Source organism: Paraburkholderia sp. RAU2J (assembly GCF_003634845.1).
Classification (GTDB): Bacteria; Pseudomonadota; Gammaproteobacteria; order Burkholderiales; family Burkholderiaceae; genus Paraburkholderia; species Paraburkholderia fynbosensis.
Genome location: NZ_RBXG01000002.1, coordinates 924,150 through 945,669, shown reverse-complemented (window position 1 = coordinate 945,669; position 21,520 = coordinate 924,150). Strand labels below are relative to the sequence as shown.

The 21,520-nt window shown below is 64.4% G+C and carries 18 protein-coding genes and 1 pseudogene; 7 read left to right on the top strand and 12 right to left on the bottom strand.

Translation table 11 applies throughout. From position 1 onward, the window contains the following. Positions 1–79 precede the first annotated feature (79 nt). Positions 80–703, top strand: a complete 624-nt coding sequence (locus B0G69_RS21710; protein ID WP_121323808.1) for an ATP-binding cassette domain-containing protein — start codon at positions 80–82, stop codon at positions 701–703. Positions 704–800: 97 nt separating this feature from the next. Here B0G69_RS21710 and B0G69_RS21705 read toward each other — a convergent pair whose 3' ends face one another. From B0G69_RS21705 to B0G69_RS21690, 4 genes are all read right to left on the bottom strand, one after another. Beyond that, positions 801–1,808 (bottom strand): NAD(P)-dependent alcohol dehydrogenase, encoded by a 1,008-nt coding sequence (locus B0G69_RS21705; protein WP_121320888.1) that lies wholly within the window; start codon positions 1,806–1,808, stop codon positions 801–803. 417 nt (positions 1,809–2,225) lie between these two features. Next, positions 2,226–2,540 carry an antibiotic biosynthesis monooxygenase gene (locus B0G69_RS21700; RefSeq protein ID WP_121320886.1) on the bottom strand — a complete coding sequence of 105 codons (315 nt, stop codon included), beginning with the start codon at positions 2,538–2,540 and terminating at the stop codon, positions 2,226–2,228. A gap of 133 nt (positions 2,541–2,673) precedes the next feature. Next, positions 2,674–2,835 carry a hypothetical protein gene (locus B0G69_RS41985; RefSeq protein WP_241991428.1) on the bottom strand — a complete coding sequence of 54 codons (162 nt, stop codon included), beginning with the start codon at positions 2,833–2,835 and terminating at the stop codon, positions 2,674–2,676. A 191-nt stretch (positions 2,836–3,026) separates the two neighbouring features. Continuing rightward, complete coding sequence (locus tag B0G69_RS21690) at positions 3,027–3,251, bottom strand: hypothetical protein (RefSeq protein WP_121320884.1); 225 nt, start codon at positions 3,249–3,251, stop codon at positions 3,027–3,029. 382 nt (positions 3,252–3,633) lie between these two features. On the opposite strand from B0G69_RS21690, the gene B0G69_RS21685 reads away from it, so the two are divergent. Together B0G69_RS21685 and B0G69_RS21680 are read left to right on the top strand one after the other, a co-directional pair. Beyond that, positions 3,634–3,831, top strand: coding sequence for a heavy-metal-associated domain-containing protein (locus B0G69_RS21685; protein WP_121320882.1), 198 nt, complete (start codon positions 3,634–3,636; stop codon positions 3,829–3,831). Positions 3,832–3,925: 94 nt separating this feature from the next. Beyond that, positions 3,926–4,324: a DUF305 domain-containing protein gene (locus B0G69_RS21680; protein ID WP_121320880.1), complete on the top strand. Its 399-nt coding sequence runs from the start codon at positions 3,926–3,928 to the stop codon at positions 4,322–4,324. A gap of 255 nt (positions 4,325–4,579) precedes the next feature. Here the strand turns inward: B0G69_RS21680 and B0G69_RS21675 are convergent, their stop codons facing one another. The 5 genes from B0G69_RS21675 to prpC all read right to left on the bottom strand — a co-directional run bounded on the left by B0G69_RS21675 (position 4,580) and on the right by prpC (position 11,894). Next, positions 4,580–5,824 carry an MFS transporter gene (locus B0G69_RS21675; protein WP_121320878.1) on the bottom strand — a complete coding sequence of 415 codons (1,245 nt, stop codon included), beginning with the start codon at positions 5,822–5,824 and terminating at the stop codon, positions 4,580–4,582. A 193-nt stretch (positions 5,825–6,017) separates the two neighbouring features. Next, entirely contained in the window at positions 6,018–6,368 is a 351-nt protein-coding gene (locus B0G69_RS21670) for a VOC family protein (RefSeq protein WP_121320876.1), read from the bottom strand. A 60-nt stretch (positions 6,369–6,428) separates the two neighbouring features. Then, positions 6,429–7,616 carry a 2-methylaconitate cis-trans isomerase PrpF gene (prpF, locus tag B0G69_RS21665; protein WP_121320874.1) on the bottom strand — a complete coding sequence of 396 codons (1,188 nt, stop codon included), beginning with the start codon at positions 7,614–7,616 and terminating at the stop codon, positions 6,429–6,431. Positions 7,617–7,766: 150 nt separating this feature from the next. After that, positions 7,767–10,364 carry a Fe/S-dependent 2-methylisocitrate dehydratase AcnD gene (acnD, locus tag B0G69_RS21660; RefSeq protein WP_121320872.1) on the bottom strand — a complete coding sequence of 866 codons (2,598 nt, stop codon included), beginning with the start codon at positions 10,362–10,364 and terminating at the stop codon, positions 7,767–7,769. A 360-nt stretch (positions 10,365–10,724) separates the two neighbouring features. After that, a complete protein-coding gene (gene prpC, locus B0G69_RS21655) occupies positions 10,725–11,894 on the bottom strand; it encodes a 2-methylcitrate synthase (protein WP_121320870.1) in 1,170 nt (389 codons plus the stop codon). Between the two features lie 216 nt (positions 11,895–12,110). On the opposite strand from prpC, the gene prpR reads away from it, so the two are divergent. After that, positions 12,111–14,102 carry a propionate catabolism operon regulatory protein PrpR gene (gene prpR, locus B0G69_RS21650; RefSeq protein WP_121320868.1) on the top strand — a complete coding sequence of 664 codons (1,992 nt, stop codon included), beginning with the start codon at positions 12,111–12,113 and terminating at the stop codon, positions 14,100–14,102. Between the two features lie 174 nt (positions 14,103–14,276). On the opposite strand, the pseudogene B0G69_RS21645 reads toward prpR, so the two are convergent. Then, a pseudogene (locus B0G69_RS21645) lies at positions 14,277–14,615 on the bottom strand (LysR substrate-binding domain-containing protein); the annotation flags it as partial. An 86-nt stretch (positions 14,616–14,701) separates the two neighbouring features. Between B0G69_RS21645 and B0G69_RS21640 the strand changes: the two are divergent. The 3 genes from B0G69_RS21640 (at position 14,702) to B0G69_RS21630 (ending at position 18,171) form a co-directional block, all read left to right on the top strand. Further along, a complete protein-coding gene (locus tag B0G69_RS21640; protein WP_121320866.1) occupies positions 14,702–15,784 on the top strand; it encodes a tartrate dehydrogenase in 1,083 nt (360 codons plus the stop codon). Positions 15,785–16,250: 466 nt separating this feature from the next. Next, complete coding sequence (locus tag B0G69_RS21635; RefSeq protein ID WP_121323807.1) at positions 16,251–17,609, top strand: MFS transporter; 1,359 nt, start codon at positions 16,251–16,253, stop codon at positions 17,607–17,609. A gap of 235 nt (positions 17,610–17,844) precedes the next feature. Further along, complete coding sequence (locus tag B0G69_RS21630; RefSeq protein ID WP_121320864.1) at positions 17,845–18,171, top strand: hypothetical protein; 327 nt, start codon at positions 17,845–17,847, stop codon at positions 18,169–18,171. Positions 18,172–18,254: 83 nt separating this feature from the next. Here B0G69_RS21630 and B0G69_RS21625 read toward each other — a convergent pair whose 3' ends face one another. Together B0G69_RS21625 and B0G69_RS21620 are read right to left on the bottom strand one after the other, a co-directional pair. Then, positions 18,255–19,412, bottom strand: a complete 1,158-nt coding sequence (locus B0G69_RS21625; RefSeq protein ID WP_121320861.1) for an arabinogalactan endo-1,4-beta-galactosidase — start codon at positions 19,410–19,412, stop codon at positions 18,255–18,257. A gap of 142 nt (positions 19,413–19,554) precedes the next feature. Continuing rightward, positions 19,555–21,519, bottom strand: a complete 1,965-nt coding sequence (locus tag B0G69_RS21620) for a beta-galactosidase (RefSeq protein ID WP_121320859.1) — start codon at positions 21,517–21,519, stop codon at positions 19,555–19,557. Between the last annotated feature and the right edge of the window lies 1 nt (position 21,520).

Sequence of the window (21,520 nt, the reverse complement as noted above, 5' to 3'; positions counted from 1 at the left end):
GCGCTGCTACACTGGCGCGACGCCGACCCGCCAACCTCATCCACGCGCCCTTGCCGCGCCGACCCACGCTCTCCAACTCATGCTTCGATTCCACCACCTCAGCAAGCAGTACAGCGAACGCGTCATCTTCGAGGACCTGCATTACGACGTCGTGTCGGGATGCATCGCGTTAAACGATGAATCGGGCAGCGGCAAATCGACCCTGCTCGGCATCCTCGCCGGCACGCTCGTAGCCGACGCCGGCGAAGTATGGCTCGGCGGCCATTCGCTGCGCAGTGCGCCGCTCGCCGCCAAGGGCGTGCTCACGTATGTACCTGAAGATTGCATGCCCTCGCCGGACCGAACCGGCCGCGAGTACCTGAGCCATGTGGCGTCGGAGAGAAAGACGACCGTCGGCAGCGACACGTTCGAACTGGCCGATCGCTTCGGTCTCACACCGCATCTCGACAAGCGCTTCGAGCAGATGTCGTTCGGCAGCCGCAAGAAGTTTTTCCTGACGGCAGCCGCGCTTGGCCAAACCAGCGTGGTGAGTGCAGATGAGCCGGTCGGCGGACTCGATGCGAGCGCACGCGCCGTACTGGCCGATCTGTTCAAGACGCTGGCCCGAACCCGCACCGTCTTTTTCACGAGCTACGACGCGGCTTTTACTCAAGCATGCGAGGCGACCAGCATCAGCTTCGCCGAACTCGCGAGGTGTGGCTAGCGGAGCATCGCGCGCCGCCGCCGCTCATGTCAATGGCGGCAGCAGCGGGCGTGGCACCGCGAACCTTGGCGCCACGCTCGTCTGCCGAGTGCGCAACTCACACTGCCACGCAGATTTTCCCGAAGTGAGCGCCCGATTCCTCGTGCCTGAAGGCGTCACCGAGCTTGTCCAGCGTGAACGTGCTGTCGATCACCGGCTTGATGCCCGTCACTTCCAGCGCGCGAATCATGTCGAGCTGATCCTGGCGGCTGCCGACGATCAACCCCTGCAAACGCTGCTGCCTCGCCATCAACGCCACCGTCGGCACCGGGCCCGCGCGTCCGGTCAACACGCCGATCAGTGCAATATGGCCGCCGATCCGGCAAGCGGTGATCGATTGCGGCAAGGTGCCAGGACCGCCCACTTCGATCACGTGATCGACACCGCGCCCGCCCGTCAATTGACGAACCTGCTTGCCCCACTCGGGATTGTCGCGATAGTTGATCGTGTGGTCCGCCCCGAGCTCGCGCAGCTTCGCAAGTTTCGCCTCCGATGACGACGTCGCGATCACCGACGCGCCCATCGCCTTGGCGATCTGCAAGCCGAAGATCGACACGCCGCCCGTGCCGAGTACGAGCACCGTGCTGCCCGCCTTCAACTGCCCGTCGACGACCAGCGCGCGCCACGCGGTCAGCCCGGCCGTGGTCAGCGTGGCGGCTTCGGCGTGACTGTAGCCGCGCGGCGCGTGCGTGAAGTTGTGGCTTGGCAGGACGACGACTTCGCGTGCGTAACCATCGACGCCGTCGCCGGGCGTGGTCGAGAAATCGGCGATCGCCGGCGGGCCGTTTTCCCAGAACGGGAAGAAACACGACACGACGTGATCGCCCGCCTTGAAGTCGCTGACGCCCTCGCCGACTGCTTCGACGACGCCCGCGCCGTCCGCCATCGGAATGCGACCCGCTTCGGCAGGCAGGCTGCCGTTCACCACGCCAAAGTCGTGGAAGTTCAACGAATTCGCGTGAATGCGCACGCGAATTTGGCCCGCCGCGGGTTGACCGGGATCGGGGAGATCGACCACCTGGAGGTTCGCCACGCTGGCGGGCGAACCGATCTTGACGGCTTTCATGTTTGTTTTCCTTTCGTGAGCTTGGTCGGCTGCGTGGGCCTGGTGAGCGACGTGCGTGCCTTACATGACGCACGCGCTTTGCATGCACGCTTCGGTGGCGTGGCGTGCAACGCTCGATGCTTGCCTCGCAACAAGCACCCACCCGCCGTTCGAGTCGTAAAAGGATACCGTATGCACGATTTGCGCGTCGGCGCGACTTAGGCGGACGCGCAACGAGCGAAATCGTGCTGGGACGCGAGCGCGGTTTGGATCGCGTTCATCCGATCGAAGCGAAGATTGGTGCGGGGTGCTTGATGGCAGCGGAGACGTTCCCCGTGCTGAGTGAAATGACGCGCTGAATTAAACCTGGGCCAGGCCGACGCCCCGCCCACTCGCCAGACCATAGCAAGTCCAATGCGGGACACCGCCTGAAAGCGACTACTTCACTGTCTGGATAACTTCGAAGCCCTCGAATTCCGGGTGCCCGAGATAGAGCACGCGGTTTTCGTTGCCCGCGCTCCGATGCGCAGCCCGAAAGGCTTCCGACTTCGTCCATGCTTCGAACGCCGCGTGGTCGCGCCAGATCGTATGGCTGGAATACAGAACGTGATCTTCCTTCTGCGGTCCCCTCAGCAGATGAAATTCCACGAAGCCCGGAACCTCTTTCAGATGCGTGTCACGAGACGTCCACAGATGTTCGAAGGCGGCCTCGGACCCGGGCGTCACTTTGAAGCGGTTCATGGCGATATACATGCTGTCGGCCTCTTTGCAGTAGCGGTACGGTGGCGGGCAGCGGACTCTCCAGCCCGGCTCATTCGCGAGTCGTGAGCCCGCGACGCGGCTTTTTATTATAGGCCCGCACTTGCCGACGCTCTGCTCAGCCCGCCTACGTCTGCATCGCAGCAGGATTCAACTCGATATGCAGGATCACCAGCCAGCGTTTCGGACAGTCTTCGGGGATTTGCACGTGCTGCCCCGCCTCGCCGCTCTTTTCGCCGCTCTTTTTCACGAAACCCTTCTCGCGCGCGAAGCCGAACGCGCCGCGCATCGGCTTGCAGCCAGAGCGTCACCAGTCCCGACGTCACGCAACTGGACAGCCAGATCGTGTCATGCGGCAGCGCTGAGTCGAGCTGCTGCGCGGCATAGGTGAAGATGGTCGTGAGCACCTGGTTGGTGACGAAGGCAACGGCCACGACTTGCACAGCCCACGAAACATCATGATGGATCTCGACGACGGTCTCATGACAGGTCGAGTCCCAACAAGCGGCGAGCTTCGAGTTCGGCCAGCGCCATCGCCGCTGCGAAGCAGCGCACCGGGGGGCCACAACCGCGTCCGGTGATCCGCTGAATCTGCTTGTCATGCCGGGTGATCGCGACGCGCAGTGCGCCTTTGAACCGCTGACCCGGAGCGGGAAACACGCACGCTTCGACGCGCACGTTTCCCTTCGTCTGATCGAATGCCATACCGCCTCCAGCAAACTCCGTTGCTTTCTTTACGGCAAGACGCCAGTCGCCCACTCTAGTGACATCGCCATAAAGGCCGCGAAACGATTGCTGCGGACGGTATAAAAATTCCGTGAAATAAAATGCGCGCGCTGCGCTACGACGCGGTTAGCGCCGTAGCGCAGTCTTGCAAGGAACCAGACGCGCACCGCGCCCCTGTCTGATGCGGCAGGCGCCGCCGGCGCGCTCACACCGACGCTTCCCCGATCGAACTGGCTCGCTGACAGCTTTCACGCCGTCGCGTTGGATTGCCCGGCTCGGCGTCTGGCATTCGTCAAAGGGGCTTGACCTTACCGCACTGGGAAGGTCCACGCTTGAGTCTGGTTTCTGATAGGAGCAGGAAATGGAATTCGCCATCCCCGACATGGCGTGTGGTGGATGCGCCAATGCAATCAGCCGCGCCGTCACCCGTCTCGACCCTGCCGCGAAGCTCGACCTCGACGTCGCCCTCAAGCGCGTCGAGGTCGTCTCGACGCTGTCCCGGCAGCGGCTCATCAAGGTGATCGAGGCGGCGGGTTTTCATCCCTCTCCAGGAAATTGAACGGCATGCCTGCGGGAACACACGGCGCCTGGTTAAACTTTCGCTTCCCGGCAGCAGATCACTCGAGACACTCCTTACCAACGGACATCCCACTATGAAAAACCGTCGCGCATTTCGTGCTCTTTGTTTGTTCAGCGGCTTGACGTTCGCCGTGGCGGCCATGCCGGTCCACGCGCAGCAAGCGCCCGCGATGCACGGCATGCACATGTCCGGCTCGGAGCATGCGGATTCAGGCGAATCGACGCAAGCGTTCAAGGCCGCCGACGACAAAATGATGCAGGACATGAGCGCCCCCGATTATATGGGGGACGCCGACAAGGACTTCGTGGCCCACATGATTCCGCATCATCAGGGGGCGATCGAAATGGCGCAGGTGGAGTTGAAATATGGCAAGGATCCGGAGATCAAGCGCCTCGCGCAGAACATCATCAAGGCGCAGCACGATGAGATCGCCTTCATGCGCCGGTGGCAGGCGAAGCACGGCGGGAAGTAAGCAGCAAGCAAGTGGCGCGTACGCCCGACGCCGCCGGGGTGGGCGTGGGGCATGCTGCAAAGTGTGCGCTGCCCGATGTGCTGCCGTCCATGATGACACCACCCTGCGGCACGGGCATCACTTCAAAAAATCCTGGCGCTCCACGCGTTTCGCCGCGCATTTCAGTTGTGCGATGAACGCCTCGCTCGCGTCGTCTGCGAATGTGTACTTGCGTTTCCTGGGCGTGCGCTGGTCGGCAAGCACATCACATGCCGTTCACCATAGCGGCCGCTTGCGAAGCAGCGGCCTCATCGCGATCAAGCCGATGATCGGGCCGGGCAGCAGCAGCCAGGCGACCCGTGCATCGAGCGAATGATAGGCACTCGTCGACCACAGGATCGAACACGCCGACAGGAAAAAGCCAAAGCTGTTCTGCAAGGTCAGCGCACCGCCGATTTTATCGGCGGGACAAGCCTTGACCGACAGCGCGGAGAACTGCGGCGAATCGGCGATCACGCTGATGCCCCACACCAGCAACAGCGCGAGTTGCCCCGCGCTACCCAGCGCCGACGACAACGGGTAGACGGCGCACAGCGTGCCCGATATCGTCAACGCGAGCGCGGCGGTGCGCGCGCTGCCGATCGACTTGCTGAGCCTGCCGCCGAGCAGGCATCCTATCGCGCCGATCGCGATGATCAGAAACGACCAGAGCGCGACGGCACTTGCGGACACCTGCGCGCTGCCTGCAAAAGCCCGCTGCACCAGCAGCGGCGTGAGCGTCCAGAACGCATACAGTTCCCACATATGCCCGAAGTAGCCGAGCGCGGCCGCGCGAAACTCGCTGATGCGCAGGACTTGCCCCACGCCCGCCGACAACCCCGCGCGCCGGTTGCCGGCGCGTCGCGCGTGCGGCCCTTCGCCGAGCACGAAGACCAGCAGCGCGCCGATCACCGCGAGCACCGACGACGCCAGCACCACGGTCTGCCAGGGAACGGTCGCAAACAACGCCCGTATCGCATGCACCGATGCCGTGCCGAGCGTCAGCATGGCGACCAGCAACGCGAGTGTTTGCGCGGCACGGCGCGGGTCCCACGACACCAGCAGCTTCATCCCCAGCGGATAGATGCCGGCCAGCGCGACCCCCACGCCGAAGCGGAACCCGATTGCCGAAGCCAGTCCGCTGCTGCAGAGCGCAAACAGCGCGTTGAGCGTGGCGCCGAGCACGCCGCACACTGCAAATACCTTGCTGGCAGAGATACGATCCGCGAGTCCTGTCGTCGCCGAGAGCAATGTGCCGACGATAAAGCCTGCCTGCACTGCATTCGTCAGCCAGCCGATCCCGGATGCGTTCAATTGCCATGCTGTTTGCAGGTCGCGCATCGCCCCATTCGCGCTGAACCATAGCGATGTGCCCAGCAGTTGAGCCACGGCGATCACCAGCACGGCGCGCTTCGCCCGCGCCGCGATCGCGGCTGCGTTCGCCGTATTCGCCGTGCCCGCAGCATCCAGCCTGTCGTCCATCCTGCCTCCTCCGGCCCGTTCTTTGCCCGGCCTGCGCGACGCGCCATTGTTGTATCGATGGCCCCGTCATGTCACGTGATCGGGACTTACCCGAGCAACTATAACGGAGACACGACATGGAAACGTTGAACGCGGATGCGCCCCCGCTCGCCAGCAGCAACCGGGCAGGGTCTTTCGGTCTACAGAGATGATGTCACACGTGCACAAGCACATTGACTAGCTTGCCAAACGGATCGCGCACATAGAAGCGCCGCACGCCCCACGGTTCGTCGGCCGGTCCATACTCGATCGGAATGGCCGCCGCCCTCACGCGTTCGAGCGCGGCGGCAAGATCATCGACTTCGATCGACAGATCGGGCACAGGCGTGTCCGATCCTCCCTGTGAAGCGAAGCTGATCTGCACAGTCATCGTTTCGGAAGACCCGTACGTTGCGATCCAGCCAAGATCCATCAGCAGATCGAGGCCGAATATCTGCTGGTAGAAACGCTTGGCATCCTCCACCGCTTGCGTGCCGATATTCGCAACGATTCTTTTGACCTTCATGGGTCCCTCCGCAACCGTGTAGCGAGCACATGCCTGAGCGGTACGCCAGGCAGCCGGGGCTCATCCCTCCTGCGGCACCCGCACCCACCCTTCCATCAACACGCGCGCACTGCGGCTCATCATGGCCTTCGTCACCGTCCATTCGCCAACCCGGCGGCTCGCTTGCGCGCCCACCCGCAGCGTCCCCGACGGATGCCCGAAGCGCACCGCCTCACGCTCGCCGCCGCCCGCCGCCAGATTCACGAGCGTGCCCGAAATCGCCGCCGCCGTGCCGATCGCTACGGCCGCCGTGCCCATCATCGCGTGATGCAGCTTGCCCATCGACATCGCCCGCACCAGCAGATCGATGTCGCCCGCGCCGACGCGTTTGCCGCTCGACGCCACGTAATCGGCCGGCTTCGCGACGAACGCGACCTTCGGCGTATGCTGCCGCGTCGCGATCTCGTCGAGATGCTTGATGAGACCCATGCGCAGCGCGCCATGCGCGCGAATGGTTTCGAACATCGCAAGCGCCTTCTCGTCGCTATTGATCGCGTCCTGCAACTCCGTGCCCGTGTAGCCGATCGCGTGTGCCTCCACGAAGATGGTTGGAATGCCCGCGTTGATCATCGTCGCCTTCAGCGTGCCCACGCCGGGCACGTCGAGGTCGTCGACCAGATTGCCGGTGGGGAACATCGAGCCGCCCGCGCCCTCTTCCTCCGCAGCCGGGTCCATGAATTCGAGCGGGACTTCCGCCGCGGGAAAGGTCACACCGTCGAGTTCGAACTCGCCGGTTTCCTGCACGGCCCCATCGCTCATCGGCACGTGCCCGATGATCGTCTTCCCGATGTTGGCCTGCCAGATGCGCACGGTGGCCACGCCGTCGCGCGGAATGCGGCTCGCGTCGACGAGCCCCGCGCTGATCGCAAACGGCCCGACGGCGGCGGAAAGATTGCCGCAATTGCCGCTCCAGTCGACGAAGGCTTTGTCGATCGATACCTGGCCGAACAGGTAATCCACGTCGTGATCGGGCCGGCTGCTTTTAGCGATGATCACCGTCTTGCTGGTGCTCGACGTCGCGCCGCCCATGCCGTCGATCTGCTTGCCATACGGATCGGGGCTGCCGATCACGCGCATCAGCAGCGCGTCGCGCGCGGCGCCGGGTACCTGAGCCGCCTCGGGCAAATCCTGCAGGCGGAAGAACACGCCTTTGCTGGTGCCGCCACGCATGTAGGTGGCCGCAATCTTGATCTGCGGTTTATGGGCCATGAATGTCCTGTCCTGATGTGAGCGAGCGGCGCGGCCTGAGAAGAAAGCCACACCGCCCATGCTGCATTATGTTCACCGCTGCTTCGCCGTGCTGCGGCAGATGCCAGCGACGCAATCAAATCGAACCGATCAAACGCAAATGAATCCCGCTCAAGCCGCCGCCTTCGACGACTCGAGAAAATCCTGCGCAAAGCGTTGCAACACGCCGCCGGCTTCGTAGATGGAAACCTCCTCGGCGGTATCGAGCCGGCACGTCACCGGCACCTCGACGCGCTGACCGTCCCTGCGCCGAATCACCAGCGTCAGATCCGCACGCGGCTTACGCTCGCCGATCACGTCGAACGTCTCCGTCCCGTCGATGCCGAGCGTGAGGCGGTTCACACCGGGCTTGAACTCCAGCGGCAACACGCCCATGCCTACGAGATTCGTGCGGTGAATACGCTCGAACCCTTCCGCGACGATCGCTTCCGCGCCCGCCAGACGCACGCCCTTCGCCGCCCAGTCGCGCGACGAGCCCTGCCCGTAGTCGGCACCGGCAATCACGATCAGCGGCTGCTTGCGTTCCATATACGTTTCGATCGCTTCCCACATGCGCGTAACCTTGCCATCGGGCTCGATGCGCGCGAGCGATCCGGCTTTCACCTTGCCGTCTTCGAGCACCATCTCGTTCTTCAGCGTCGGGTTCGCAAAGGTCGCGCGCTGCGCGGTCAAATGATCGCCACGGTGAGTCGCATAGGAATTAAAGTCCTCTTCCGGCAGGCCCATTTTCGCGAGGTATTCGCCGCTCGCGCTGTCAGGCAGGATCGCGTTGGACGGCGACAGGTGGTCCGTCGTGATGTTGTCTCCGAGCACCGCCAGCGGGCGCATGCCCCTGAGCGTGCGCTCACCGGCAAGCGCCCCTTCCCAATACGGCGGACGGCGAATGTAGGTGCTCATCTCGCGCCAGTCGTACAGCGGGTTGGCTCGTTCGCCTGAATCGACGGAGGCCGTGAACATCGGTTCGTACACCTTGCGGAACTGCTCCGGCTTCACGCTCGACGCAACGATCGCGTCGATCTCTTCGTCCGACGGCCAGATGTCCTTCAGCGTCACGGCATGGCCGTCGGCGTCGATGCCGAGCACGTCTTTCTCGATGTCGAAGCGAATCGTGCCCGCAATCGCATACGCGACGACCAGCGGCGGCGAGGCGAGAAACGCCTGCTTCGCGTACGGATGAATGCGGCCGTCGAAGTTGCGGTTGCCCGACAGCACGGCGGTCGCATAGAGATCACGCTCGACCACTTCTTTCTGGATCATCGGATCGAGCGCACCCGACATGCCGTTGCACGACGTGCACGCATACGCGACCACGCCGAAGCCGAGCTTCTCCAGCTCGGGCAGCAGCCCCGCCTCCTCGAGATACAACGTGACCGCCTTCGAGCCCGGCGCAAGCGAGGTCTTCGCCCACGGCTTGCGGGTCAGTCCGCGACGGTTCGCGTTGCGCGCGATCAGGCCGGCGGCGATCATGTTGCGCGGGTTGTTGGTGTTCGTGCAGCTGGTGATCGCGGCGATGATCACCGCGCCGTCGGGCATCAGTCCCGGCTCGTTCTCCACCTTGCCGCTGATGCCGCGCGCCGCCAGTTCCGAAACCGGCAAGCGGCGATGCGGATTCGACGGCCCGGCCAATGTACGCACCACGCTCGACAGATCGAACGTCAGCACCCGTTCATACTGGGCGTGCTTCAGCGTGTCGGCCCACAGGCCGGTTTCTTTCGCATACGCTTGCACGAGCTTGACGAGTTGATCGTCGCGGCCCGTGAGCTTCAGGTACTTGATGGTCTGCTCGTCGATGTAGAACATCGCGGCCGTCGCGCCGAATTCGGGCGCCATGTTGGCGATGGTCGCGCGGTCGCCGAGCGTCAGCTTGCTCGTGCCTTCGCCATAGAATTCGAGGTACGCGCCGACCACCTTTTCCCTGCGCAGGAATTCGGTCAGCGACAGCACCACGTCGGTGGCGGTAATGCCCTCGCCCGGCTTGCCCGTCAGCTCCACGCCGACGATATCCGGCAAGCGCATATACGACGCGCGGCCGAGCATCACGCTTTCCGCTTCGAGCCCGCCCACGCCGATCGCGATCACGCCGAGCGCGTCCACCATCGGCGTATGCGAATCGGTGCCGACCAGCGTATCGGGGAACGCCACGCCGTCTTTCACCTGCACGACCGGGCTCATGCGTTCGAGATTGATCTGATGCAGGATGCCGTTGCCGGGAGGAATCACGTCGACATTCTGAAAGGCGCGCTTGGTCCAGTTGATGAAATCGAAGCGGTCTTCGTTGCGGCGATCTTCGATCGCGCGGTTCTTGGCGAACGCATCGGGGTCGAAACCGCCGCATTCGACCGCGAGCGAATGATCGACCACGAGTTGTGTCGGCACCACCGGATTGACCAGCGCCGGGTCGCCGCCTTGCGCGGCGATCGCATCGCGCAGGCCGGCGAGGTCGACCAGCGCGGTCTGGCCGAGAATGTCATGACACACCACGCGCGCCGGAAACCACGGAAAATCCAGCTCGCGCTTGCGCTCGATGATCTGCTCGAGCGACGCGGTGAGCGTCGCCGGATCGCAGCGGCGCACGAGATTTTCGGCCAGTACGCGCGACGTGTACGGCAGCGTGTCGTACGCGCCGGGCCGGATCGCGTCGACCGCGGCACGCGTGTCGAAGAAATCGAGCTGGGTGCCGGGAAGGCGTTTGCGGTTTGCAGTATTCATGGCTTAGGAACCAACAGTAATGAGCCGGGGACGACGGCGGCATCGGTCACGCTCAGCCGCGTCTTGTCAGGTGACGCTTCGCTTGCGGACCGGTCAGGCAATGGTTGTAGTTTAGCTCGCTGGATTGCGGCCGTTCGTTCGAACGCGTTGCATGCTACGTTGCGCGAGCGGCCGACTATGCCGCCGCTTCGGCCACCGCAAAAAGGCGGCCTTGACCCGGGGTATCGGCGAGCCAAGGCCCAACTTCATTGCATCGCGCTCAGAGGACGCAACGCAGGAGAAACGCTTGCGCGGCGGCCTATTGCTATTTTGCTGCTACGCATTGAACGGCTGACACATGCGCTTTCGAGCACCGTTGCGTCAGACGCGTTTGGCAAGCGGTACGAACGGCAGATCGTCGGGTCCGGTGTAATTCGCGCTCGGCCGGATGATCTTGTTGTCGATACGCTGCTCGATGATGTGCGCACTCCAGCCGGCCGTGCGCGCGATCACGAAGATCGGCGTGAACATCGCCGTCGGCACGCCCATCATGTGATACGAGACCGCGCTGAACCAGTCGAGATTCGGGAACATCTTCTTCGCGTCCCACATCACCGATTCGAGCCGCTCGGCGATATTGAACAGCTTCGTGTTGCCCGCTTCCTTCGAGAGCTTCCTGGCAACTTCCTTGATGACCTTGTTGCGCGGATCGGAGATCGTGTACACCGGGTGGCCGAAGCCGATCACCACTTCCTTGTTTTCCACGCGGCGGCGAATATCGGCCTCGGCTTCATCCGGGCTCTGATAGCGCGACTGGATCTCGAACGCGACTTCGTTGGCGCCGCCGTGCTTCGGCCCGCGCAGCGCGCCGATCGCACCGGTGATCGCCGAATAGAGGTCCGAGCCCGTGCCCGCGATCACGCGGCCGGTAAACGTCGACGCGTTGAACTCGTGTTCGGCGTACAGGTTCAGCGACACATGCATTGCATCGACCCACGACTTCGACGGCTCGACGCCATGCAGCAGATGCAGGAAGTGGCCGCCGATCGAATCGTCGTCGGTCTCGACTTCGATGCGCTTGCCGTTGTGCGAGTAGTGATACCAGTACAGCAGCATCGAGCCGAGCGAGGCCATCAGCTTGTCGGCGATGTCGCGTGAGCCCGGCAGGTTGTGATCGTCCTTCTCCGGCAGCACGGTGCCGAGCACCGACACGCCGGTGCGCATCACATCCATCGGATGCGCGGCGGCCGGAATCCATTCGAGCGCGGCCTTGACGTTCGCGGGCAGCCCGCGCAGGCCCTTGAGCCGGGTCTTGTAGGCCGTCAGTTCGGCCTGGGTCGGCAGCTTTTCGTGGACCAGCAGATAGGCGATCTCTTCGAATTCGCACGCGCTCGCGATGTCGAGAATGTCGTAGCCGCGATAATGCAGGTCGTTGCCGGTCTTGCCGACGGTGCACAGCGCCGTGTTGCCCGCGGTCACGCCGGACAGCGCGACGGATTTCTTCGGTTTGAATGCGCCTGTGTTCGGCGTGCTGTTATCTGCTTCACTCATCAGTTGTCTCCAGAAGGCATGGTGGGGCTTTATGACTGGCATCCTTAAACGCAAAGAACGGGCCAGCCGTGATACCAGGCGCTAAGTGCCTGATTTAAAGGAAGACAGCCGCCACACCACAGCCACGACCCATTTCACAAATGAAATCGCCATTTCAGTTTGGGAATGGGTGCGCGCATAATAGATAGACTCTCCAAGCCTGCCGCGAGCCACCCCGTGAGCACACCGCTTTTCGAACCGTCCCCGCGCCCCCGCATCTGGGCGCTCAGCATCAGCCGCCTGCGCGATCTGTTCTTCGACATCGCCGGCGAATACGTCGAACGCGCGGACCTGCGCATCGTCTCGCACGGTTTCGAAGACGCCGTACGGGAAATAGAAAGCGCGGGCGCGGGCCGTCCCGATGTCGTGATCGCGGGCGGCTCGAACGGTGCGTATCTGAAAACGCGCGTGTCGGTGCCGGTCGTGCGGATCAACCCAACCGGCTTCGACGTGATGCACGCGCTCGCGCGGGCGCGACGCGACGGCGCGCGGGTCGCGCTCGTCACGCACGGCGAGACGCCCGACGAAATACGGCGCTTCACGGCCGCCTACGCGCTCGACATCACGTTCGCGTCGTATCAATCCGTGCAGGACGCGGAGAGCGTCGTGCTCGACCTGAGCGATCGCGGCATCGACGTCGTGGTCGGCCCCGGCCTCGTCACCGATCTCGCCGCGAACGCCGGCATGGGCGCGGTGTTTCTCTATTCGCGCGCGTCGGTGCGCGCCGGCTTCGACACCGCGCTCGAAGTCGCGCAGGCCACCCGCCGCGAAACCGTGCGCCGTCAACGGCTCGACAATCTGCTGCAACATCTGCGCGATGGCGTCGTCGCGCTCGATGCACAAGGCCGTGTCGAAGTGATGAATCAGCGTCTTGCCGGCGTGCTCGGCATCGACGCGGCGAAAGCCGTGGGCCGCGTACTGCTCGACCTTGCGCCCGATCTCGCCGGCAGTCTGCCCGACGCGGACGGCGACAGTTTCTGCACGGTGCGCGGCGCGAGCTATGTCGTGCATCGCGGGCCGCTCGCCAGCACGAGCGCGGCGGCAGGCACCGTGCTCACGTTTCAGGAATCGCGTGCGGTCGAGCGGCTCGACCGAACGTTGCGCGCGCGGCAGCGCGTGCAGCAGTTCACCGCGCGCTACCGGCTCGACGACATCGTCGGCGCGTCGGAATCGATCGAGCGGGTGCGCTCACTCGTGCGGCGCTATGCGAGGTCGGACGCGACCGTGCTGATTCTCGGCGAGAGCGGCACCGGCAAGGAGATGGTCGCGCAGAGCATGCATCAGTTGAGCGCGCGGCGTGACTTCGCTTTCGTCGCGATCAATTGCGGCGCGTTTCCCGAGGCATTGCTGGAGAGCGAGCTGTTCGGCTACGAAGAAGGGGCGTTCACCGGCGCGCGCAAGGGCGGCAAGGCGGGGCTCATCGAAGTCGCGCATCGCGGCACGCTGTTTCTCGATGAAATCGGCGAAATGCCGCTGTCGTTGCAGAGCCGCCTGTTGCGTGTGCTGCAGGAGCGCGAGGTCGTGCGGCTCGGCTCGACGGAGCCGACGCGCGTCGATATCCGGGTCGTCGCGGCGACGCATCGCGCCCTGACCGAGGGCGTCGAAACGGGCAGTTTTCGCGCCGATCTCTACTACCGGCTCAACATTTTGAGCATCGCGCTGCCGCCGCTGCGCGAGCGGCCGAACGATCTGCTGCCGCTCGCCGCCGAATTGCTGCGCCAGGCCGCGGCGCGTGAACCGAGGCTCGCGGCGCGCGTGCCCGACATGGTGACGGCGGAGCGTGTGCTTGCCGGTCTCGGTGGATCGTTGCGGCGTTATGCGTGGCCGGGCAACGTGCGTGAATTGCAGAACGTGATCGAACGGATTGCGGTCGAACTCGCGGACGCGGACATTGGCACGGAGACGGACACGAGCGCGGGTGCGCAAGCCGACAGCGCCTTCGTCATCACCCGCGAGATGCTGCGCACCATCGCGCCTGAAATCACCGAAGCCCACGCGCGCCCGGCGAAACCCGCTGCGCTCACGCTGCGCGAACGCAGCCGTCATGTGGAAGCCGATCAGATCCGCGCCGCGCTCGCGGCCCACGACGGCGATCGCGACGCGGTCTGCGACGCGCTCGGCATCAGCAAGACGACGCTGTGGCGCAAGCTGAATGCGGCGGCCCGCTAGCGCACGCGCCGCTACTCGGAACCCCGCTTCGCGCTGCGGGATCGCCGCGACGTAGCGCAGCGCCCATCCCACGAAAACTTTGGCGAGCGGCGCCGGGTTGAACGTGCCGCTCACTTCGCGGCCGACGCCCGCCGTGCCGCGCCCTTTGCGAAAGACACGCGCGCCCCGAAGCAGCTAAGTTTGCTCGCCCGACTCCCTCGCCCCCCACTGCGCGAACTCCTCGCTCAGGAAATCCACGCACACTCTGACCTTCGCCGACTGCGCGAGCCGCGCCGGATAAACCGCCCACAGATTCGCCGACTGCATGACCTCGGGCAACACCTGGCGCAACTGCCCGCTCTCGAGCAGCGGCCGCACGTCCCACATCGAGCGCAACACGATGCCGCGACCGGCCAGCGCCCATTGCACCGCGACTTCACCGTGATTGGTCGGCAGTGGCCCGGTCACTTTGATCGACGCCGCTTCGCCGCGCACCGTCAGTCGCCATAGACCGAACGGATGGTCGCGCTCCCGCCATTTTAGATGGAGACGACAGGAATAGAATAAGCGCCGTTGAATCGTCAAACGCCCTGATCGAAGCCCCGAAGGAGGAGCACAACATGTCGAAGAAATATCGGATTGCCGTCATACCCGGCGACGGCATCGGCGTCGAAGTCATGCCGGAAGCGATTCGCGTGCTGGACGCGGTGCAACAGCGCTTCGGCATCGAACTCGAATACCAGCACATCGAATGGGCGAGCTGCGACTACTACGCGAAGCACGGCAAGATGATGCCGGACGACTGGAAGACCCAGCTGCAATCAGCCGATGCGATTCTGTTCGGCGCGGTGGGCTGGCCGGACACCGTGCCCGATCACATCTCGCTGTGGGGATCGCTGCTGAAGTTCCGGCGCGAATTCGATCAGTACATCAACCTGCGCCCGGCGCGCCTGTTTGCGGGCGTGCCGTCGCCGCTCGCCGGCCGCAAGGCGGGCGACATCGATTTCTGGATCGTGCGCGAGAACACCGAAGGCGAATATTCGTCGGTGGGCGGCGTGATGTTCGAGGGCACCGAGCGCGAATTCGTGCTGCAGGAATCGGTGTTCACGCGGCACGGCAGCGAGCGCGTGCTGAAGTTCGCCTTCGATCTCGCACAGCGCCGCGAGCGCAAGCAGATCACGGTCGCCACCAAGAGCAACGGCATCGCGATCAGCATGCCGTGGTGGGACAAATGCGCGGCCGGCATCGCGGCGCAGTATCCGGACGTCAAGTGGGACAAGCAGCATATCGACATACTGTGCGCGCGCTTCGTGCTCAATCCCGACCGCTTCGACGTGGTGGTGGCGACCAATCTGTTCGGCGACATCCTGTCCGACCTCGGTCCGGCGTGTACCGGCACGATCGGCCTCGCGCCGTCGGGCAACCTGAACCCGGACCGAAAATTCCCGTCGCTGTTCGAACCGGTGCACGGCTCAGCGCCCGATATCGCCGGCAAGAACATCGCCAATCCCATCGCGATGATCTGGTCGGCCGCGATGATGCTCGACTTCGTCGGCGAGTCGAGCGGCAAGGAACGCGAAGCGCACGACGCGATTCTCGCGGCGATCGAAGCGACGCTGATCGAAGGCCCGCATACCGGCGACCTCGGCGGCAAAGCGAACACGACCGAAGTGGGCGAGGCGATCGCCGCGAAACTGGGCTGAAGCGATCAGCCTGCTTCATGCCAGTTAACGTTCAGCAATGAAGTTCTGACCATCCTCACGGGCGCCGGGTTGAAGCACTCACCGCGGCGCCCTCCCCGTTCTCTCCTCTGAACCCGGCGCACTGCGCGTGCGCCGGGGCATGCGCGATCTCCGCGTCGCCCAGGCCGGCTCCGCGAGCCGATGTGCGCTCGCAACATCTCGGGTAATCCCGCCTTGCCCCCGGTTGTCGGATTACTTACAGTGCGTGTTCGCAGAAAGAATCGCGGTTCTATATACGAACACGCCACCCAATCAGTCATGCCACCGCCACGGCAATCGCCGGTTACGGCTTCCGGACCGCCTTGCCGTCGTCACGCAAACGGTTTGCTGCGGCGGGGGCATCGTGCATCGCTTCCAAACGGCGTACGATCGTGAAAGAAAGGAAAGGCTCGTGTTCCGCGAGCCTTTTGACAATCGGGAGACCATCATGAGCCGCAGCACTGCTGTGAACGTTCAGACATTCATCAACGAACACCCCTTCTCGCCGTTCCAGTGGCTGGTATTTTTCATGTGCTTCGTCATCGTCCTGCTGGACGGTTTTGACACGGCCGCCATCGGCTTCATCGCGCCTTCGCTGATTGGCGAATGGGGCATCGCCAAGCCGGCGCTCGCGCCGGTGCTGAGCGCCGCGCTGTTCGGCCTCGCGTGCGGCGCCCTCGGTTCGGGCCCGCTATCCGACCGGCTCGGGCGGCGCGTGATGCTGCTGAGTTCCGTGCTGCTGTTCGGCGTCGCGTGCCTCGGCTCGGCCTTTTCGAACAACATCGAACAACTGACCGCGCTGCGCTTCATCACGGGCGTCGGCCTCGGCGCGGCCATGCCGAACGCCGTGACGATGATGGGCGAGTACTGCCCAGACCGCCGCCGCGCGACCGTGATCAACCTGATGTTCTGCGGCTTTCCGCTCGGCGCCGCGTTCGGCGGTTTTCTCGCCGCGTGGATGATCCCGCATTTCGGCTGGCGCAGCGTGCTGCTGCTCGGCGGCATCACGCCGCTGCTGCTGCTGATCCTGCTGGTGAGCAAGATGCCGGAGTCGGTCCGCTACATGGTGGCGAACAACAAGCCCGTCGAGCGGATTCGCGCGGCGCTCTCGCGCATTTCGGGCGACGCGGTGCAGGCGAGCGCCTTCACGATGACCGAAAGCGCGCCGCAAACCGGCAGCAAGGGTCTGGGCGTGGTGCTGTCGCGCTCGTACATCATCGGCTCGGTGATGCTGTGGGTGGCCTACTTCATGGGCCTCGTGATCTTCTACGCGTCGATCAACTGGATGCCGATCCTGCTGAAGGACGCCGGCCTCACGCCGCAACGCGCGACGCTGATTTCCGCGCTGTTCCCGCTCGGCGGCGTCGGCGCGGTGGTGTGTGGCGTGCTGATGGACCGCTTCAACGCGAACCGGATCATTGCGGCCTGCTATGCACTGACTGCGGTGAGCGTGTATTTCATCGGCCAGGCGGCCGGCAATGTGGGCGCGCTGGTGTTCATCGTGTTCGTCGCGGGCGTGCTGATGAATACCGCCCAATCGTCGATGCCGGCGCTCGCCGCCGCGTTCTATCCGACCGAAGGCCGCGGCACGGGTGTCGCGTGGATGCTCGGTGTGGGCCGCTTCGGCGGGATCGCGGGTTCGTTCCTCGTGGCCGAACTGGCGCGCCGCCATTTCACCTTCGGCGGCATCTTCGCGACGATCGCGGTGGCGGGCCTGCTGTCGTGCGTGGCGCTACTGATCAAACAGGCGGCGCGGCCGCATGTGGCGACGACGAACACCTCGAAGGCGGAGTCGTTCGGGCATTGAACAACGCGCCCGGCAAGGGCGCGCCTGCTGCATCCGCTGTTATCCGCTGTTTCTCGAAGCCGCCCGCCTGGGCGGCTTTTTCATTTCCAGCGCGTGACAGCAGGAAGGCTGGAGGGTAAAAAAGCGTGCCTCGCTACTTCCCGATAGACTACGCGGTTGTTTACTCGTGCGGCGGCTGCGCTGGCCGATGCCATCGTCGCCGCGGCACCGCTCATCTCAAGTCAGGATTCCGGTAATGAAACGCGTAGTCGTCTCCGCGCTGCTGGCGGTGTGCCTCGCGCAACCGGCCGCACAGGCCGTTGCACAAACCGTCAACGATCAATGTTTTGCGCTCGGCGATATCGCCGGCCAGGTCGCCTCGTGGCGTGCGCACAAGAAGACCAAGGCCCAGGCGCTCGACCAGGCGGCCAAATACTACAAGGACCTGGCCGACTTGCAGGCGGTCGACGCGATCATCGAAAAGATTTTCAGCCCGGGCACGCCGCGCATGACGCCCGACCAGGCCAGCATGGCCTTCACGTCGGAGTGTCTGAAGAAGAACGGGCAGGCACCCGCCCAGTGATGCCTGCCAGCGGCGCACGGTGCGGTGTCATGTAGCACGGCCCGCGCGCCGGACGCTAACCGGCGCTCAGGCCGGTGCGGATGCTAGCGTCGGCGAAACGCATCCAGCGACGGCAACGCGTTGCCGTGAAAATCGAACAACGTGTTGTTGTCCCACTGATCGCCCGCACCGTTCTCCCAGCCGACGTTCGGCGTCGGAATCCATTCGGGCTCCCACCAGAACACGCCTTTGCCGCGGCCGTCGGGGATCGCCTTGACGACGTCCGTTACCGCGCCGAGAAACTGCGCCTGGCCCGCCGGGGTCTGCGCAAAGGCCGAGGTGCCGACGTTGGTCATCGAGTTGGGCTCGGAATCGCCGTCGCTGGTGGTCCACGGATACGCAGTCTCGACCACCATCACGTCCTTGTCGTAGCGCGCCGCCAGATCGTTCGCGTTGTTCTGCAGATCGCTCAGCGAGCCTTGCCACTGCGGATAGTACGACAGGCCGATCACATCGAACGTCACGCCGCGCTGCGTCGCGCTGTCGAACCACCAGCGGCTCTTCGCGTTGTCGCCACCGCTGTCGATATGCAGCATGACCCTGGTGCGCGGATCGACGGATTTGACCGCGTCATGCCCTGCCTTCAACAGCAGCGCGAGGTTGTCCAGCTGGTCGTACTTGCCGAGCGGCCACAGCATGCCGCCGGTGATTTCATTGCCGATCTGCACCCACTCCGGATGCACGCCATCGCGCTTGAGCATCTTCAGCACGTTCGACGTGTACTGGGAGAGCAGCGCGCACGTCTGTGTGATGTCCTTGCCTTCCCACTCGTGCGGCGGATACTGCTTGCCCGGATCAGCCCACCAGTCGCTGTAGTGGAAGTCGATCAGCACGCGCAGACCGAGCGCGACCGCGCGGCGCGCCAGCACGCGCACGTGCTCGGCATTGTTGTAACCGGCCGCGGGACTCTGATTGGCCGGAAAATAGTTCGGATTGCCAGGATCGTTCCAGACCTTGATGCGAATCGAGTCGACACCATGGCTCTTCAGAATCCGCAAACAATCGAGCCGCTCGCCATGCTCGTAAAACTTGGCGCCGTTCGCTTCCAGTTCGAGCAGCGTCGAGACGTCCGCGCCCATTGCAAAGCGGGCGCCGTGCGCGGCGGATTCACGCTCTCCCGCGATGGCCGGCACCCCCACCGTCGTGCCGACACCCGCCGCGGCCGCTGATGCCAGCCATCCCAGCATTTCTCTTCGGTTCATTCGTCATCCTCCATCTATTGAATGGCGGCTCTTCTCGAGGCCGCCTGGTCCGGTGTGATGCGCCTGTGTTTCAACCTCCGATCTTGCTACTTCTCCGACTACTCCCTTCGCTCATCGAAACCGGTCCGAACGGCCCGCCAGGTCAGGCGTCTTTCCATGCGCAGACATCGCCGGTATTCAGGCGCGGCGCGCCGAGCACGAACGTCGCGTGGGACGGCGCCGGCGCCTCTACCGGCTGCTCGCCGAAATTGAATGCGAAGGTCAGGCCGCCGCGCCGGCGCATGCGCAAGCCGTCGGTCAGCAGCTGCGTCGCGATGCCCGCGTCTTGCGCAGCCTGCTGCAACACCGCGCGATGCAGCGCATGCGACAGCCAGGCCGCCACATAGCGAACCTTGCCGTGCGTGAGGAGCGCCGGCCACGCGTCGTCGAATTGCGCGGCGACGCGCGTTTCGGCATTGGCCCGCACATGCTCGCGCCAATACACGGCGGTGCCCTGCGTACCGTCGATCGACAGCGCGGGCGTGAGCGTGGGCCGCAGCGACTCGACTTCGAGCACCTGCATCGGCAGCACGCGTTGCAATGCGCCGGGCGGCAGGTTGCCAGGCATCGCGAACGCGTCCGTCTTGGAGCCGCTGCGCGGGCCGAAGACCCATTGCGCGCTGCTACGTTCGATCTGCTGCACGAGCAGGTCGTCGATCACGGCGATACTCGGCACGACCACGAGGCGATACGCCGACAGGTCCGCACGGCTCGACACGATATCCACGTCGAGCCCGAGCTCACGCAGCGCTTCGTAGTAGTCGAACACCAGCGTCTGATAGTCGAAGGTCTTGCCATGACGCTGAATCTCGAACATCCATTGCGTCTCATAGTCGAAGACGATCGCCACGGAAGCGCGCGCGGGTGCGCCGAGTGTCGAGAGCGCCGTGGACTCCGCGATTTCGCGCGCCGCCTGCCGTACTTCGAGGCCGCCCGGTGACAGTTCGTTGTTCGGCAGGTTGAGCCCGGAGTGCATCTGCTCCTGCGCATACGGACACTGACGCCAGCGGAAGTACGACACCAGTTCCGCGCCATGCGCGAACGCCTCGTACGCCCACAGCCGGACCATGCCCTTCGCGGGCACCGGATTCCACGGCGCCCAGTTGACCGGCCCCGCCTGCTGCTCCATTACCCAGAAGCGTCCCTTGCCGATCGCGCGATAACGGTCGTGGTCGAACGCGGACACGTCGGGATGCGCGGTGCGCGCGAAACGCGCCTTCTGCTCCTCCGGCAGCGCGATCGACTCGGTACGCGCGATCGGATAGCTGTCCCAGGCGGCGACGTCGAGCGCGTTATCTTCGGAGAAACGATAGTGGTCGAAGGTCGTGAAGAAGCCCATGAAGTTGTGCAGCAGATTCGCCGTCGGCGCATGCTCGCGCAGCACCTCGACCTGCTCGCGATGGAAGCTCGCCACTTCGTCGGACATGAAGCGGCGGAAGTCGAGCAGGTGGATCGGGTTGGCGTCGGTCGGCGTCAGGTTCGGCAGGCCGATCGCGTCGAACGACGGGTACTCCATGCTCCAGAACACGTTGCCCCACACATCGTTGAGCGACGCGATCGTTTCGTAGCGCTGCTGCAACCATGTCTGGAAGCGCCCGAGCGCCGCAGGCGAGTAACTCGGCACGGTCTCGTGACAGCCGAGTTCGTTATCGGTCTGCCACGCGACGATCGACGGGTGCCGCCCGTAACGCTGCGCCATGGCGGCCACGATGCGCGTGCATTCGCGCCGGTACGTCTCGCTCGAAATATCGTAGTGACGGCGCGAGCCGAAATTCCAGCGCGTGCCGTCGGCACGCACCGGCAACACGTCCGGATGCGCGTCGATCAGCCATTTCGGCGGCGACGCGCTCGGCGTGCCGAGCACGAGTTTCAGCCCGGCGGCAGCGAGCGTTTCGACCGCCTCGTCGAGCCATTGCCATTCGAAAACGCCCGCGCGAGGCTCCATCCGGCTCCACGCGAATTCAGCGATCCGCACATGCGTAATGCCGAGTTCGACCATACGCTTTGCATCGTCGGCCCACATCGCGCGCGGCCATTGTTCCGGGTAATAACAGACACCAAGTTGCATG